This is a genomic window from Janthinobacterium saanense (assembly GCF_014200675.1).
Lineage (GTDB): Bacteria > Pseudomonadota > Gammaproteobacteria > Burkholderiales > Burkholderiaceae_D > Janthinobacterium.
In genome coordinates this window covers 289,990-304,489 of the sequence record NZ_JACHCI010000005.1, presented here as the reverse complement: position 1 = coordinate 304,489, position 14,500 = coordinate 289,990, and the positions used below count along the sequence as shown (strand labels likewise).

Here is a 14,500-nt window from a genome sequence, read left to right as displayed (position 1 = left end):
CGGCGCCGGCCATATTGCCGGAAGACTCACAGCCGGCCCGTAAAAACCGCTAAAATTAGCAAACCCTGGCGTGGCCGCCCGTTTCCTCACTATTTACTATCGAGGCGACAGGTGGCCACGCTTCAAGCAAACCCTTACAGCGCGCGGCTGTCTCGCGCGGCGAACTCATACGATGCTCACATTTCAACAAATTATCCTGACCTTGCAAACCTATTGGGACAAGCAAGGTTGCGCCCTGCTCCAGCCTTACGACATGGAAGTCGGCGCCGGTACCTTCCACACCGGCACCTTCCTGCGCGCAATCGGCCCGGAACCCTGGCGCGCCGCATATGTGCAGCCATCGCGCCGTCCGAAGGATGGCCGCTACGGCGAGAATCCGAACCGCATGCAGCATTACTACCAGTACCAGGTAGTGCTGAAGCCGGCGCCGGAAAACATCCTCGACCTGTATCTGGGTTCGCTGGCCGCACTGGGCCTGGATTTGCAGCAAAATGACGTGCGCTTCGTCGAAGACGACTGGGAAAGCCCGACCCTGGGCGCCTGGGGCCTGGGCTGGGAAGTCTGGCTGAACGGCATGGAAGTGACGCAATTTACCTACTTCCAGCAAGTGGGCGGCCTCGATTGCAAGCCCGTGCTGGGCGAGATCACCTACGGCATCGAACGCCTGGCCATGTATCTGCAGGGCGTGGAAAACGTCTATGACCTGGTCTGGACCGAGTGGGAAGAAAACGGGGTGACGAAGAAGCTGACCTATGGCGATGTGTTCCATCAAAATGAAGTGGAACAATCGACCTACAACTTCGAGCACGCCAATACCGACCTGCTGTTCGAACAGTTCAGCAACTATGAAGCGGAAGCGAAGCGTTTGATCGAACTGCAACTGACCCTGCCGGCCTACGAAAAAATCATGAAGGCTTCGCACAGCTTCAATATGCTGGACGCGCGCGGCGCCATCTCGGTGACCGAACGCGCTGCCTATATCGGCCGCGTGCGCACCTTGTCGCGCCTGGTCGCGCAAGCGTATTACGACTCGCGCGAACGCCTCGGTTTCCCGATGCTGCCTGCCGCAGACAAACCAGCCGCCGCCTGATCCGCTTATTGACGCCGTACCCAGACAAGAACACCATGAACCAAACACTGCTTATTGAACTGCTGACCGAAGAATTGCCGCCGAAAGCGCTGGCCAAGCTGGGCGCCGCCTTTAGCGCCGGGATTGTGAACGGCTTGAAAGCGCGCGACTTCCTGGAAGCCGACAGCGTCGCCACCAGCTACGCCTCGCCGCGCCGCCTGGCCGTTTCCATCACCAATGTGCGCGAAGTCTCGCCCGACAAATCGATCCGTGAAAAAGTCTTGCCGGTCTCCGTGGCGCTGGACGCCAACGGCAACGGCACGCCGCCACTGGCCAAGAAACTGGCCGCGCTCGGCTTCCCCGAGCTGACGGTGGCCGACCTGGAACGCGCCGTCGACGGCAAGGCAGAGAGCTTCTTCTACACCTACACGGCGCCTGGCAGCGCGCTCGCCACCGGCGCGCAAGCTGCGTTGAGCGAGTCGGCGGCCAAGCTGCCTATCCCAAAACTGATGAGCTATCAGCGCCCGGACGGCAGCACCGTGCAATTCGTGCGCCCGGCCCACAGCCTGATCGCCCTGCATGGCATCAATGTACTGCCCTTGACCCTGTTGGGCTTGAGCGCCGGCCGCACGACCTTGGGCCACCGCTTCCTGACCGACGGCAAACCCGTCACCATCGCGCACGCGGAAAACTATGCGCCCTCATTGATCCTGAACGCCAGCGTGATCGCCAGCAACGAGGAGCGCAAGGAGCGTATCCGCGCCCAGTTGCTGGAAAAAGCCGGCGCCGATCTGGTATTGATGCCCGAATCGCTGCTCGACGAAGTGACGGGTCTGGTGGAATGGCCAGTCGTCTACGAATGCCACTTCGAGGAAGAATTCCTGGCCGTGCCGCAGGAATGCCTGATCCTGACCATGCAGACGAACCAGAAGTATTTTGCGCTGACCGATGCCGCGGGCAAGCTGCGTTCGCGCTTCCTGATCGTCTCGAACATCGAGACCGACACGCCCGAGCACATCATCGGCGGCAATGAGCGCGTGGTGCGCCCGCGCCTGTCGGACGCCAAGTTCTTCTTCGAGCAAGACAAGAAAAAAACCCTGGAATCGCGTCTGCCACTGCTGGCCAACGTGGTCTACCACAACAAGCTGGGCACGCAAGCTGCCCGCACAGAAAGAGTAAAAGCGTTAGCCGGCGCCATCGCCGCCAAACTGGGCAATGACGTGGCGCTGGCCGAACGCGGCGCCCTGCTGGCCAAGGCTGATTTGCTGACCGATATGGTGGGCGAATTCCCCGAGCTGCAAGGCATCATGGGCACGTATTACGCGCGCCATGACGGCGAGCCGGAAGAAATCGCCCTGGCCGCCTCCGAACATTACCAGCCGCGCTTTGCCGGCGACAGCCTGCCCTCCACCGCTACCGGCACTGCCGTGGCGCTGGCCGACAAGCTCGAAACCCTGGTCGGCATCTGGGCGATTGGCCTGGCGCCTACCGGCGACAAGGACCCGTTCGCGCTGCGCCGCCACGCGCTGGGCGTGCTGCGCATGCTGCTGGAAAAACGCCTGCCTTTGTCGATCAATGGCTTGCTGGCAGACGCGGCTGCGCAATTTTCCGCCATTCCCGGCTTCAAGGATCCGGTCGCGGAAGTGACGGCCTTCATGCTGGACCGTTTGCGCGGCATCCTGCGTGAACGTGGCTTCTCGCCAAACGAGATCGAAGCGGTGGTGACGCAAAACCCGGACCGCCTGGACGATATCGTGCAGCGCCTGGAAGCCGTGCAAGCCTTTGCCGCCCTGCCGGAAAGCGCTTCGCTGGCAGCAGCCAACAAGCGCATCACGAATATCCTGAAAAAGAACGAGGAAGCGCTCAAGCTGGTGGCTGCCGGCGGCGTGAACGTGGCGCTGCTGCAGGACGACGCAGAGAAAAAACTGGCGGCCGCCGTTTCGCGCGTGCAACCTGAAATCGATGCTGCATTTGCCAAGGGCGATTTCGCAGGCACCCTGCAAACCCTGGCCCAGCTGCGCGACGATGTCGACGGCTTCTTCAACGACGTGATGGTGATGGCCGAGGATGTCGCCCTGCGCAACAACCGCCTGGCCCTGCTGTCGTCGCTGCACGGCATGATGAACCGCGTAGCCGACATTTCCAAGCTGGCGGCGTAATGGGAGCTCCGGCGATGAAACTGATTATTCTCGACCGCGACGGCGTCATCAATCATGACTCGCCGGACTTCATCAAGTCGCCCGCCGAATGGCTGCCGATACCCGGCTCGCTCGAAGCAATCGCCCGCCTGAACCAGGCAGGCTACCGCGTGGTGATCGCCTCTAACCAGTCGGGCATCGCGCGCGAATATTTCGACATGACGGTGCTCAACGCGATCCACCAGAAGATGCATACCCTGGCGCAGCAAGTGGGCGCCGATATCGACGCCATCTTCTTTTGCCCGCATGCCGGCGCCGACAATTGCGATTGCCGCAAGCCGAAACCGGGCATGTTCCATGAAATCTCGCAGCGCTATAACACCAGCCTGAAAGGCGTGCCCACGGTCGGCGACTCGCTGCGCGACCTGCAGGCTGGCTTCATCAGCGGCTGCGTGCCCTACCTGGTCCTGACCGGCAAGGGCGAAAAAACCCACGCGACAGGCGGCCTGCCGCCCGGCACCCAGGTCTTCCCCGACCTGGCGGCCGTGGTAGCCCATTTGCTCAAAGCGCCAGCGCCCGCCGTGGCATCCAGTATTTAATCTTCGGAGAACTGCATTGCGTAATTTTTCCCTGTTCCTGCGATCCCTGCTGTTCATGATCATCATGATCGCGGCCACCATCGTCTGGGCCTGCGTGTGCTTTTTTGCCGCGCCATTGAGCTACAACAAGCGCTATTGGGTGACCTCGCGCTGGAACGTGTTTATCCTGTGGTGTGCCAAGGTCATTTGTGGCATACGCTACGAAGTCAAGGGCGCCGAGAATTTCCCGGACGCGCCGGCCGTGGTGCTGTCGAAGCACCAGTCTGCGTGGGAAACCATCTTCCTCTTGCCTAGCCTGCCACGCCCGCTGGTCTACGTATTCAAGAAAGAGATTTTGTATATTCCATTCTTTGGCTGGGCGATGGCGCTGCTGCGCATGATCCCGATTGACCGCAAGCAGGGCAAGCATGCGTTCAGGAGCGTGGTGGCGCACGGCAAACGCCGTCTGGCCGATGGACAGTGGATTATCATGTTCCCGGAAGGTACCCGGATTCCGGTCGGACAAAAAGGCCAGTACAAGAGTGGCGGCACGCGTCTGGCGATTGCCACCGGCGCCGTGGTGGTGCCGATTGCGCATAATTCAGGCGAGTGCTGGCCCAAGCAGTCATTCCTCAAGCGGCCAGGTTTGATCACGGTCTCGATAGGCAAACCGATTTCGCCGGAAGGGCAAACCCCGGACAGCATGATGCAACAGGTGGAAAATTGGATAGAATCAGAAATGCGCGTCATTTCGCCTCACGCCTACAACGCTGGCTAGACGGCATCAGCGCGGTCATCCAGGAGCCGACCCTGCGCCAGCAGTTAAAGACCATCAAGGTCGGTGACCGGCAACTGGATTTGTTCGCGCACGACGTCTCGACCAGCACGCCCCCGGCGGTGCGCCCCACGGCACCGCCAGCGCCGCCCGTGGTGGCGCCCGTGATAGTTCCCTCACTTCCTTCTCCGCCCCCCCTACCCTCGCCGCCGCGCACCGCCGACGGCCCGCCGCTGCGCCAGCTGCAGCTGGGTAGCCACCTGGTCGAATTCGCACTGCGCCGCTCCACGCGCCGCTCGATCGGCTTCATGATCGACGATAACGGCTTGCGCGTGACGGCGCCCAAGCGCGTCACCCTGGCTGAAATCGACAACGCCATCCGCGCCAAGCAAGGCTGGATTTTGTCCAAGCTGCGCGAACGGGGCGAGCGCAAGGTGGAGCGCCAGCAGCGGCCACCAGTGGCATGGATAGAAGGCGCCGTGCTGCCTTATCTCGGTGGCGAGATCACCTTGCGCCTGCACCAGGCGCCGCGCCACCGCGCCAGCTTCCAGCGCGACACGAATGAACTGCATGTCTGGGTCACGCCAGCCGGCACCGAAGCGCAATTGAAGGAAAAAGTGAAAGCCTGGTACCAGCATGAGGCGCGCCAGCTGTTCGAAGCGCGGCTGGACCTGTACGCGGCCAAACTGGGCGTGGGCTACGACTCGCTGTCGCTATCCTCGGCCGGCACGCGCTGGGGCAGTTGCACGGTGCAGCGCAAGATCCGTTTGAACTGGCGTCTGATCCACTTCGCGCTGCCGCTGATCGACTACGTGGTGGCGCATGAACTGTCACACCTGCTGGAAATGAACCACAGCCCGCGCTTCTGGGCCACCGTGGAATCGATCTACCCTGATTACGATGGCGCCAAGCAGGCCTTGAGAAAGCGCTCGCAGGAATTACCGGTGCTGTTTGCTTAACGACTGGGGTCAGACCCGGCGGGTCTGACCCCAGATTTAGGTCAACAATAAAGGTTTGATCGCCGCGATGGTGCGCGGCGTAGCGCCACGGTGCTGGTTCGCAAAGGCGAGTGCCCGAGATCCCATGGCCGATAAGCGCGCCGGATCTTGCAGCAGTGCCGACGCTTGCGCCAGCAGCGCATCGGCGTCAAGCACGCGCGCGGCGCCGCCAGCCTCGATGGATTGTTCCGTCACCAGCGCAAAGTTGAAGGTGTGGGGGCCGATCAGCACCGGTTTGCCCAGCGCTGCCGGCTCGATCAGGTTTTGTCCGCCCAGCGGCAGCAGGCTGCCGCCGACGAAAGCGCAATCGCAGGCGGCGTAATAGGCAAACATCTCGCCCATGGAGTCGCCCAGCAGCACCTGCGTGCTGGCGGCAACAGTATCGTCCTGCTGCAAGGAGGACCTGCGCTGCACCGACAGGCCGTGAGATACGATCAGTTTTTCCACTTCGTCAAAACGTTGCGGATGGCGCGGCACGATCAGCAGCAGCACATCGGCAGGCAGGCAGGCGCGGGCCAGCGCGTCGAGGATCAAGGGTTCTTCCCCTTCGCGCGTGCTGGCGCACAGCAGTACGGGACGCCCACCAATCGCCGCACGCAGCTGCGCTCCCGTCACCAAAGCTGCCTCGGGCACCACCACGTCGAACTTGATGCTCCCCGTGACCACCACGTTTTGCGCGCCCAGCGCGCGCACGCGCTGCGCATCGTCCTGCGTCTGCGCCGCCACCAGATCGATGCCGCGTGCGGCGTCGGCAATCAGCTTGCCCAGGCGCTGCGCCTTGCCCAGCGAACGCTGCGACAGACGCGCATTGGCCAGTACCACCGGCACCTGGAGGCGATTGCATTGATGGATCAGGTTGGGCCACACTTCCGTCTCCATCAAAATACAGATGCGCGGCGCAAAATGGCGGATGAAGCGGGCCGGCATGGCGCCCGTATCGTAGGGCAGATAGCTTTGCACCAGGCGTGCACCATGTTTGGCGAACAGGGCCTTGCCAGTGGCGCGGCCGGTCGGCGTCATATGGGTGAGGATGATGCGGCATAAGGGCCATTCGGCCAGCAGCGCATCGATCAGCGGTTCGGCCGCGCGCGTCTCGCCGACGGAGACGGCGTGCACCCAGATCGACATCGGAGTAGTAGCGGGCCTGGCGCCATACAGGCCCAGGCGCTCGCCCCAGTGCTGGCGGTAGCCCGGTTCCTGGCGGCCGCGCAGCCACAGGCGCGCCAGCACCAGTGGCAGGGCCAGCCACCAGGCGAGGGTATAAAGAAGTCGCATTTTGTAAACCGTGTAGAAAAGCTCAGGCAGGATGATACTCTGCCAGCAGCTGCCTTGCGGCGGCCAGCACTTGCGCCACATCGGGCGGTGCGCCCTTGTCGCCCAGGTTGATGATCTTGGGCGACCAGTTGCCTTCGGTTTTCCACAGCGGCGAATCGGCATAGATTTCCACTGTCGGACGCAGGAAAGCGGCGGCGATATGCGTCAGGCCCGTATCGACGCCGACCACCAGGCTGGCCTGGCGCGCCAGCAAAGTGGCGTCGCTCATGGACAGTTTCGGCAGCACGCGCGCATTCCGCAGGCTGGCCGCCAGCAGCTCAGCTTCCGCTTTTTCCTTCGGCGAACCCCAGGGCAGCAAGATGGGCATGGGCGCCAGCGCCTGTCCCAGGGCGATCCAGTTGGCGGGCGCCCACTTCTTGGCGTCACGCGCCGTGCCGTGAAAGTACACGGCGTAAGGTTCATCTCCCATCCACTCCGGGCGCGGCGTGTCGGACAACAGTTCCGGCAAGCCGAAATCGGCCGGCGTATCGACCGTGTAGCCCAGCGCGGCGGCAGCGACCAGGCGGCCGCGCGCCACCGCGTGCGTACGCGGGTTCAGCGGGATGCTCTTGCTATGAAACAGACGCGAAAGGCCTTCGTAACCCGAACCTTCGCTGCCGTTCGCCAGGCCGACTTTATGACCGCCTGGCGCCAGGCGCGCGGCGCCCATGATGATGCCCGTCTTCAGCAAGCCCTGGGTATCGAATACATAGTCGTAGCGCGTCTGGCGCAGGCTGCGGAAGAAGGCGGCGATTTCGCTGCGCGTTTCTTGCTTGCCCAGGCTTTTGCGCCAGCGCCGCAGCGCAAACGGAAAAATGGCGCCGACGCGCGGGTTCAGCCGCACCAGGCTGGTGTAGCCTTCCTCGACCACCCAGTCGATGCTCGCGTCGGGAAAATGGCGCGCGATGTCCGCCACCATCGGCAGGTTATGCAGCACGTCGCCCAGCGAGGAGACGCGCACCAGCAGAATTTTCAAGGGCGCTGGCGCGCCGGCAGTACCAGCCATGACGTCAGAATGGCAGGACGGCGTCAGGCTTGGCAGCCAGGATCACGCTCTTGAACTGGCCCTGGATGCGTGCCAAAGCGGCTGGCGTTTCCGCCTCGAAGCGCATCACGATCACCGGCGTGGTGTTCGATGACCGCGCCAGGCCGAAGCCGTCAGCGTATTCCACGCGCAAGCCGTCGATGGTGATGATCTGCTCATTGCCCGGGAAGACGGCATCGCGGCGCAGCACGTCCATCAGCGCGACGTTCTCGCCTTCCTTCAGTTCCAGATGCAGTTCCGGCGTGCTGTCGGATTGCGGCAAAGAGTTCAGCAAGGCCGATGGATCGGTTTCACGCGTGAGGATTTCCAGCAGGCGCGCGCCCGAATACAGGCCGTCATCAAAGCCGTACCAGCGGTCCTTGAAGAAAATATGGCCGCTCATTTCGCCGCCCAGCGGGGCGCCCGTTTCACGCAGCTTGGCTTTCACCAGCGAGTGGCCAGTCTTGTACATCAGCGGCACGCCACCATGCTTGCTGATGTAAGGCGCCAGGTGGCGCGTGCATTTCACGTCGTACAGGATTTGCGCGCCCGGATGGCGGGTCAGCACGTCAGCCGCAAACAACATCATCTGGCGGTCAGGGTAGATGATCTGGCCATCCTTGGTGACCACGCCCAGGCGGTCGCCGTCGCCGTCAAACGCGATGCCGATTTCAGCATCCGTCTCGGCCAGGCAGCGGATCAGGTCCTGCAGGTTTTCCGGATGCGCCGGGTCAGGATGGTGATTGGGGAAATTGCCATCGACTTCGCAAAACAGTTCGATCACGTCGCAGCCCATGCCGCGGAACAGGTCGCCCGCAAACGCGCCGGCCACGCCATTGCCGCAATCGACGGCGATCTTGATCGGGCGCGCCAGTTTCACGTCGCCCAGGATGCGCTCAAGGTAGGCAGCACGGATGTCATGCGTGGCATAGCTGCCTGGCTTGGCGCTATCGCTGCCATCATGGGCGACGATGTCTTCGTACAGGCCGGAAATCGCTACGCCATGGATCGCTTCACCGGCCAGCACCATCTTGAAACCATTGTAGTCAGGCGGATTATGGCTGCCCGTGACCATGATGCCGGAGCGGGTATCGAGCACGTTCGTGCCGAAGTAGACCATCGGGGTGGCGACCACGCCCAGATCGATCACATCGACACCGGCCGACTGCAAGCCCTGCGCCAGCGCCGCCGCCAGTTCCGGTCCAGACAAACGGCCATCGCGGCCGATCACCACCCGCTGTTCACCCTTGGCCAATGCGGCCCGGCCAAAGGCCTGTCCGATCTTGCGCGCCACACTGGCATCCAGGGTTTTATCGATGATGCCGCGAATATCGTATGCTTTGAAGATCGTTTTTGACAGTGGGAGCATGGTTTTAATCGGTATGAAAGTAGGAACAAGGAACAGGAAAGGCAGCGTAGCAGGAAAAAGCTTGCTACTGCGCCAAGAATATACCGAATTATACGCGCAGCAGATCGATAGACTTGCCTGATGCTAGCCAGTTTTTGACCCACAGTGGCTGGCGGCCACGGCCTGTCCATTGCTCTGCAGCATTATCCGGGTGACGGTAGCGTACCGCCACCTTGCTGGCGCGCGGCGGCACGCCTTCGAGCATCAGCTGCTTCAAGGGAATGCCGGCCTGCTGTGCAATCATCCTGATCTGCTCGCGCGCCTTGTTCAAGTCATCGCGCTCGCGGCTGCTCAATTCTTGCTGAACCTTGTCTTGCAGATCGCGTAATTGCACCAGTGTCAGTGTTTCCAAAGTCATGCTTTACCCTTTAATGATGATTGAAACAGAATGAAATTGCGCATATAAAAGTCCCCAATTCAGCCTAGTCACTATTCAAATAAACCAGTCTGCAGCGGATGGACATGACGTCGCAATATCATGGAAGCGCGCATTTTATCAAACAATCCTATTTCTTTTTATTGATAATCATCCAGCGTGGCGATTTGAATCGAATAATACGGAAATATAACCAGACATACGATGCCATGAATAATATGGAGCAGAAAATCAATAACCAGGTATGGCGCCATAACAAGGTTGCAGGAATCACCGCCGTCAGGGAAAACAGCCATAAATAAGGCGAGGTCATGGAATTACGGCGCATCAATGCCTTTGCCTCCTTGCGGCCCACAGTCCACTGCACGATGCGGCGGAAAATCAAACTATGTAAATGTATGCCATCGGGCATTACAGGCGATTTACCCTGGATAAAAGTGCGCCGATAAGCGGAAAATAAGGTCTCAAAGGCAGGATAGATGAGCAATAGCACGGCATACCAGGTCGATACTTCAGGATTGCGCATCACCAGCATCAAGGTCAGTTCGCCCAGCATGAAACCGATAAAATAGGCGCCACCGTCGCCGAGGAAAATCAGGCCGACAGGGTAATTCCAGATCAGGAAACCCGTGATTGCGCCCGCCATCAACAGGGCCGCCACCAGGATAAAGGAATCATTGACTTGCAAGGCGACATAGGCAAGTGACAGCAACATGCATATGGAGACCACGCTGGCCAGGCCATTGAAGCCATCGATAATATTAATGGCATTGGCGATGCCCGCCACGGCCAGGACGGTAATGGGTAAGCTCAACCAGATGTAGGGGATTTTCCAGCTGGAAAACACCCAGTCGATACGGTCTATATGTGCGTCAATCAGGAAAAACGCCAGCAAGGCACCGGCCATGGTGAGCAGCAAGCGGCCCATGGGACTGACCCGGCCCGTAAAATCTTCGACGATGCCCCCGGCAAAGGCGATTCCGGAACATAAAATCAGGCACAACATCCAGTAAGTCATGGCAGGCAAGCGCCAGATCGATACGAAGGCGCCGATCACCACCGCCAGGAAAATCGACAGACCACCGATGCGCGCGACTGAATGCGAATGGACTTTTTGTACTCCATGGAAATCCGAATCGAGTGCGGAACTATGCAATCTCACCTGCTTTATAATTAACAGGGTTAATAATCCGGATGCGACGAAGCTCACGATAAAAGAAAACATTTTATTATCAATAAAAAATCGGGCTCGCCACGTAAAGCCATCGACAGGTAAAAAATACAGAAAATTATGCTGCACCGAGTGCTTCAACGATCAGTGATCGTCTCTTGTGCAAGCCCCTATCCACCATCCTGCGGCACGCCCCTAACAATTTCAGCGATGGCACGAAACCAGCTTCGTATCACAACTGGTATTTGAAATATTTCGCCACTATGACATTGTACCGAAATGCTCACTAAATCCCCACTCCATGGCGCCAGGCGCTGCGGTTCAATCCCAAGTGCATAACAAAAATATTCGCTTATACCTGGCAGAAATTAAATATCTCTTCTTCAACCAGAAACATGCTGAAAAAAGCATGCTTGTGTAAGAAAATATATTGCCATAAATACATTTATAATTAAGCATACAATAAGGACATGACGCGTGCCGCATCTATTCCCAACTGCTGCCCACTGCCTTACAAACTGCATCGCGAACTGCGGGGCAAACTACGGAGCGTCGAGATCGTAACAAGAGTTCGTACAATTGATAACTGCATTTACCATTTGATACACCGAAATAATAATTTGATAATTTTAATGTATCTGGCTGGCGGGGCATGCGATTTTTCCGTCGACAACACTGGCCTGGCGCTGGCCTGCCGGGCACTCAGACCTGATTCTATGTGAAAGCCCGGCAACGCCCGGCGCGTTTGCCGCGCACCCGAACTATCAGCAAAAAAACAACACTTGCCTCATCAGGAAGCTGCGGCCATCAAGGGCGTGACGCGCTTGCGCTTTTACACGGCCAACGGCGTCATGGATGTCAGGGGGAAGGAAGGCGGAGCTGCGCTATATTGCATAGCGGCAGATGGTAGCGAGGTGTAGCAGGAAGGGCCGGCAAAGTCGATGCAGCATGGCCACGCAGGCTGAGGATGGGGCCTGAATGGATGTGAGAAGGGGACAACGGCCACCAGCAACAGCGCTGGATAGACAGCGCCGTCGCAGATGGCTTACTCTTTAGGCGCCGATACGTCCCATGACTTCGACAACATGGTCGATCTGCGCGTGGGTATGGCCGGCGTTCATCATGAAACGCAGGCGTGCCTTGCCTATCGGCGCGGCCGGGAATTGCACGGAGTCGACGTGGACGCCCTCGGCTTTCAAGGCCTTGGCGAAGTTCAGGCAGCGCTCGGCGTCGCCGATCAATACAGGCACAATCGGCGTCTCGGTCGACAGCAGCTGAAAACCCAGTGGGCGCATGCGCTCGACAAAATAGCGCTGGTTATCCCACAGGCGTTGACGCCGTTGCGGTTCTTCGACCAGCAAGTCCAGCGCAGCGATCAATGCCGCAGCCTGGTCTGGCGGTGGCGGGCAGGTAAAACCGTAGGCCGAGCTGGTCAGGCGGATCACGTCAGCGATATCGCGTTCGACAGCAACAAAACCACCGATGGCGCCGAATGCCTTGCTCAGGGTACCCATCTGGATAATGTTGGGGCTGTAGCAATTGAAGTGTTCGGACGTGCCGCCGCCGTTCTCACCGAGGACGCCGGTCGCATGCGCATCGTCGATATACAGGATGGCGCCATATTTTTCGGCGATGGCGACCAGGTCAGGAATCGGCGCTATCGTGCCTTCCATGCTGAACACACCATCGCTGACGATAATCGGCGTGGTGCCCTCGGCAGCCTTGAGCAGCGATTCCAGGTGGCCCATGTCGCAATGGCGGTATTTGTGGCTGGGCACACCCGACATATGGATGCCTTCGCGGATGCTGACATGGTTGAATTCGTCCGAATAATACACATATTTGCGGCGCTTCACGGCGCGGTAGCCGTACAGGCGCGCCATCGTGCCCGCCTTGACGAGCGACGACAGCACGCCGATATTCGTCATATAGCCGGTCACGAACAGCACCGCATCGGATTTATGCTTGAGCGCGCCGAGGCGACGCTCGAGTTCACGGTAGACATCCAGGTCACCGCCCAGCAGGCGCGACTCGCAATTGCCCACGCCGTAACGGTCCAGGCCATCCTTGGCAGCGCTCACCAGACGCGGGTGGTTGGCCAGCGCCAGATAATTATTGCTGCTGAAAGAAACAAAGGTCTTGCCTTCGGAGACGAAGGTAGGATCGGGCAGGCTGGCGTGTACGCCTGACTCGTGGTGGACCGAATTGGTCGCCAGCCAGGAAGCAATATCGCTTAATTCATTCATGATGTTCTCATCTTCAACGGAGCAACGTGCGCCAGGAGCGCAACGGTAAGTGTAAAAGGGGTGTATGCGTTATTCTTGCCAGCGGGTTGTAGGCGCTTGTCTGACGACGATGCAGTTGAAACCTTGTGCATCGGGACATAGCGAGGGCACACCGCCAAAATTTTCCAAATAATGCTGCGGCACAGCACAGTGTAGTGTTTCGTCTGTACCAGCCGGCGCAGGGGAAATCCGCGCGAGTATAAACAAGAAGGCAACACACAAATCACGCCGCTGTTGAGCGTAATCAAGAACACCGACAGCAAGTCGTGCATTTTACCAGTATTGTCGGTTTCTCTCATACCCAGCTATGGCGACATCGACCTGGCGGAGGGCAGCACCGGGGCTTGGGGTACCATCAGTATTGCTGCATAAATGCATCACTCTATGCATCACTATTCTACGCATCCGTATAATCTCAAGCAAAAGCATCCGGTAGCGGTATCATCGGCTAGTTTTACAACTATCCCACCACCGAATAACTGATGAAAACCTACTTTATTGGCGACCTGCAAGGCTGTCAAGAACAAACGCTAACATTACAAAAGTGTATACATACGGCGGCTGATGGCCCCTATCGACTGTTGTTTGCTGGCGACTTGATCAATCGCGGCCCGGCATCGCTGGCCACCTTGCGCCATGTTTATGCGCTGGCGCAGCAAGGCCTGGCCGACACGGTACTGGGCAACCACGACCTGCACTTGCTGGCGGTCGTCAACGGCATCCGTCCCGCACACGCCTCCGATACCTTGGACGAGATCCTCGCAGCCCCCGACCTTGACGAACTGATAGGCTGGCTGCGCAGCCGGCCGCTGGTGCTGCAGCAGGACGGCCATCTGCTGGTGCATGCGGGCTTGCTGCCGCAATGGAGCGCGCAACAGGCGCAAGAGCTGAGCGATGAAGTCTCAAGCATGCTGGCCGGCCCCAACTGGGTCGACTTCTTGCGCAGCATGTATGGCAACCAACCGGCCGCCTGGGACGACAGCCTGCGCGGCGCCGACCGGCTGCGCTGCATCGTCAACGCCATGACGCGCTTGCGCTTTTGCACGGCAGACGGCGTCATGGATTTCAAGATGAAAGAGAGTGGCACGGCGCCAGCCGGTTCCGGCCTGATGCCCTGGTTTGACGTGCCGGGACGGCGCAGCCTCGACTCCACCGTGGTGTTCGGTCACTGGTCGGCGCTGGGACTGCGGCTGGAGCCGAAGCTGATTGCCCTGGACAGCGGCTGCGTGTGGGGCGGCCAGTTGTCCGCCGTCTGCCTGGAAGACCGCTCACTGCTGCAGGTCAGCTGCCCGCAATTCCAGCAAGCTGGCGGGAAAGACAAGAAATAGCCAGGCTCTGGAGCATATGCTTAATCGGAATGTGTC

Annotated in this window: 12 protein-coding genes; 6 read left to right on the top strand and 6 right to left on the bottom strand. The window is 59.6% G+C overall.

The genetic code is table 11. The features are described from left to right. The first annotated feature begins 172 nt into the window (after positions 1-172). From glyQ to HDE72_RS10475, 5 genes are read left to right on the top strand one after another with little or no spacing between them, the layout of a single operon-like run. Positions 173-1,090 carry a glycine--tRNA ligase subunit alpha gene (gene glyQ / locus HDE72_RS10495; protein WP_183740053.1) on the top strand — a complete coding sequence of 306 codons (918 nt, stop codon included), beginning with the start codon at positions 173-175 and terminating at the stop codon, positions 1,088-1,090. Between the two features lie 35 nt (positions 1,091-1,125). Next, the gene (glyS, locus tag HDE72_RS10490) at positions 1,126-3,228 is read left to right on the top strand and encodes a glycine--tRNA ligase subunit beta (protein WP_183740050.1); all 2,103 of its coding nucleotides are present in this window, start codon (positions 1,126-1,128) and stop codon (positions 3,226-3,228) included. A gap of 14 nt (positions 3,229-3,242) precedes the next feature. Next, the gene (gene gmhB, locus HDE72_RS10485; protein WP_183740047.1) at positions 3,243-3,806 is read left to right on the top strand and encodes a D-glycero-beta-D-manno-heptose 1,7-bisphosphate 7-phosphatase; all 564 of its coding nucleotides are present in this window, start codon (positions 3,243-3,245) and stop codon (positions 3,804-3,806) included. A gap of 16 nt (positions 3,807-3,822) precedes the next feature. Continuing rightward, positions 3,823-4,563 carry a lysophospholipid acyltransferase family protein gene (locus HDE72_RS10480; protein ID WP_183740044.1) on the top strand — a complete coding sequence of 247 codons (741 nt, stop codon included), beginning with the start codon at positions 3,823-3,825 and terminating at the stop codon, positions 4,561-4,563. 53 nt (positions 4,564-4,616) lie between these two features. Next, on the top strand, positions 4,617-5,519 hold the full coding sequence (locus HDE72_RS10475; protein ID WP_409254960.1) for a M48 family metallopeptidase: 903 nt from the start codon (positions 4,617-4,619) through the stop codon (positions 5,517-5,519). A gap of 36 nt (positions 5,520-5,555) precedes the next feature. On the opposite strand, the gene waaA is transcribed toward HDE72_RS10475, so the two are convergent. The 6 genes from waaA to HDE72_RS10445 all read right to left on the bottom strand — a co-directional run bounded on the left by waaA (position 5,556) and on the right by HDE72_RS10445 (position 13,097). Next, positions 5,556-6,833, bottom strand: a complete 1,278-nt coding sequence (gene waaA, locus HDE72_RS10470; RefSeq protein ID WP_183740041.1) for a lipid IV(A) 3-deoxy-D-manno-octulosonic acid transferase — start codon at positions 6,831-6,833, stop codon at positions 5,556-5,558. A gap of 22 nt (positions 6,834-6,855) precedes the next feature. Beyond that, the gene (waaC, locus tag HDE72_RS10465) at positions 6,856-7,878 is read right to left on the bottom strand and encodes a lipopolysaccharide heptosyltransferase I (protein ID WP_183740038.1); all 1,023 of its coding nucleotides are present in this window, start codon (positions 7,876-7,878) and stop codon (positions 6,856-6,858) included. Between the two features lie 4 nt (positions 7,879-7,882). Next, the gene (locus HDE72_RS10460) at positions 7,883-9,265 is read right to left on the bottom strand and encodes a phosphomannomutase/phosphoglucomutase (protein ID WP_183740035.1); all 1,383 of its coding nucleotides are present in this window, start codon (positions 9,263-9,265) and stop codon (positions 7,883-7,885) included. Between the two features lie 88 nt (positions 9,266-9,353). Beyond that, positions 9,354-9,662, bottom strand: coding sequence for an H-NS histone family protein (locus HDE72_RS10455; RefSeq protein WP_183740032.1), 309 nt, complete (start codon positions 9,660-9,662; stop codon positions 9,354-9,356). Positions 9,663-9,810: 148 nt separating this feature from the next. Next, on the bottom strand, positions 9,811-10,905 hold the full coding sequence (locus tag HDE72_RS10450; RefSeq protein WP_183740199.1) for an MraY family glycosyltransferase: 1,095 nt from the start codon (positions 10,903-10,905) through the stop codon (positions 9,811-9,813). 998 nt (positions 10,906-11,903) lie between these two features. Then, a complete protein-coding gene (locus HDE72_RS10445) occupies positions 11,904-13,097 on the bottom strand; it encodes an aminotransferase class I/II-fold pyridoxal phosphate-dependent enzyme (protein ID WP_183740029.1) in 1,194 nt (397 codons plus the stop codon). Between the two features lie 521 nt (positions 13,098-13,618). Here HDE72_RS10445 and HDE72_RS10440 point away from each other — a divergent pair. Continuing rightward, positions 13,619-14,464: a symmetrical bis(5'-nucleosyl)-tetraphosphatase gene (locus HDE72_RS10440; RefSeq protein ID WP_183740026.1), complete on the top strand. Its 846-nt coding sequence runs from the start codon at positions 13,619-13,621 to the stop codon at positions 14,462-14,464. Positions 14,465-14,500 lie beyond the last annotated feature (36 nt).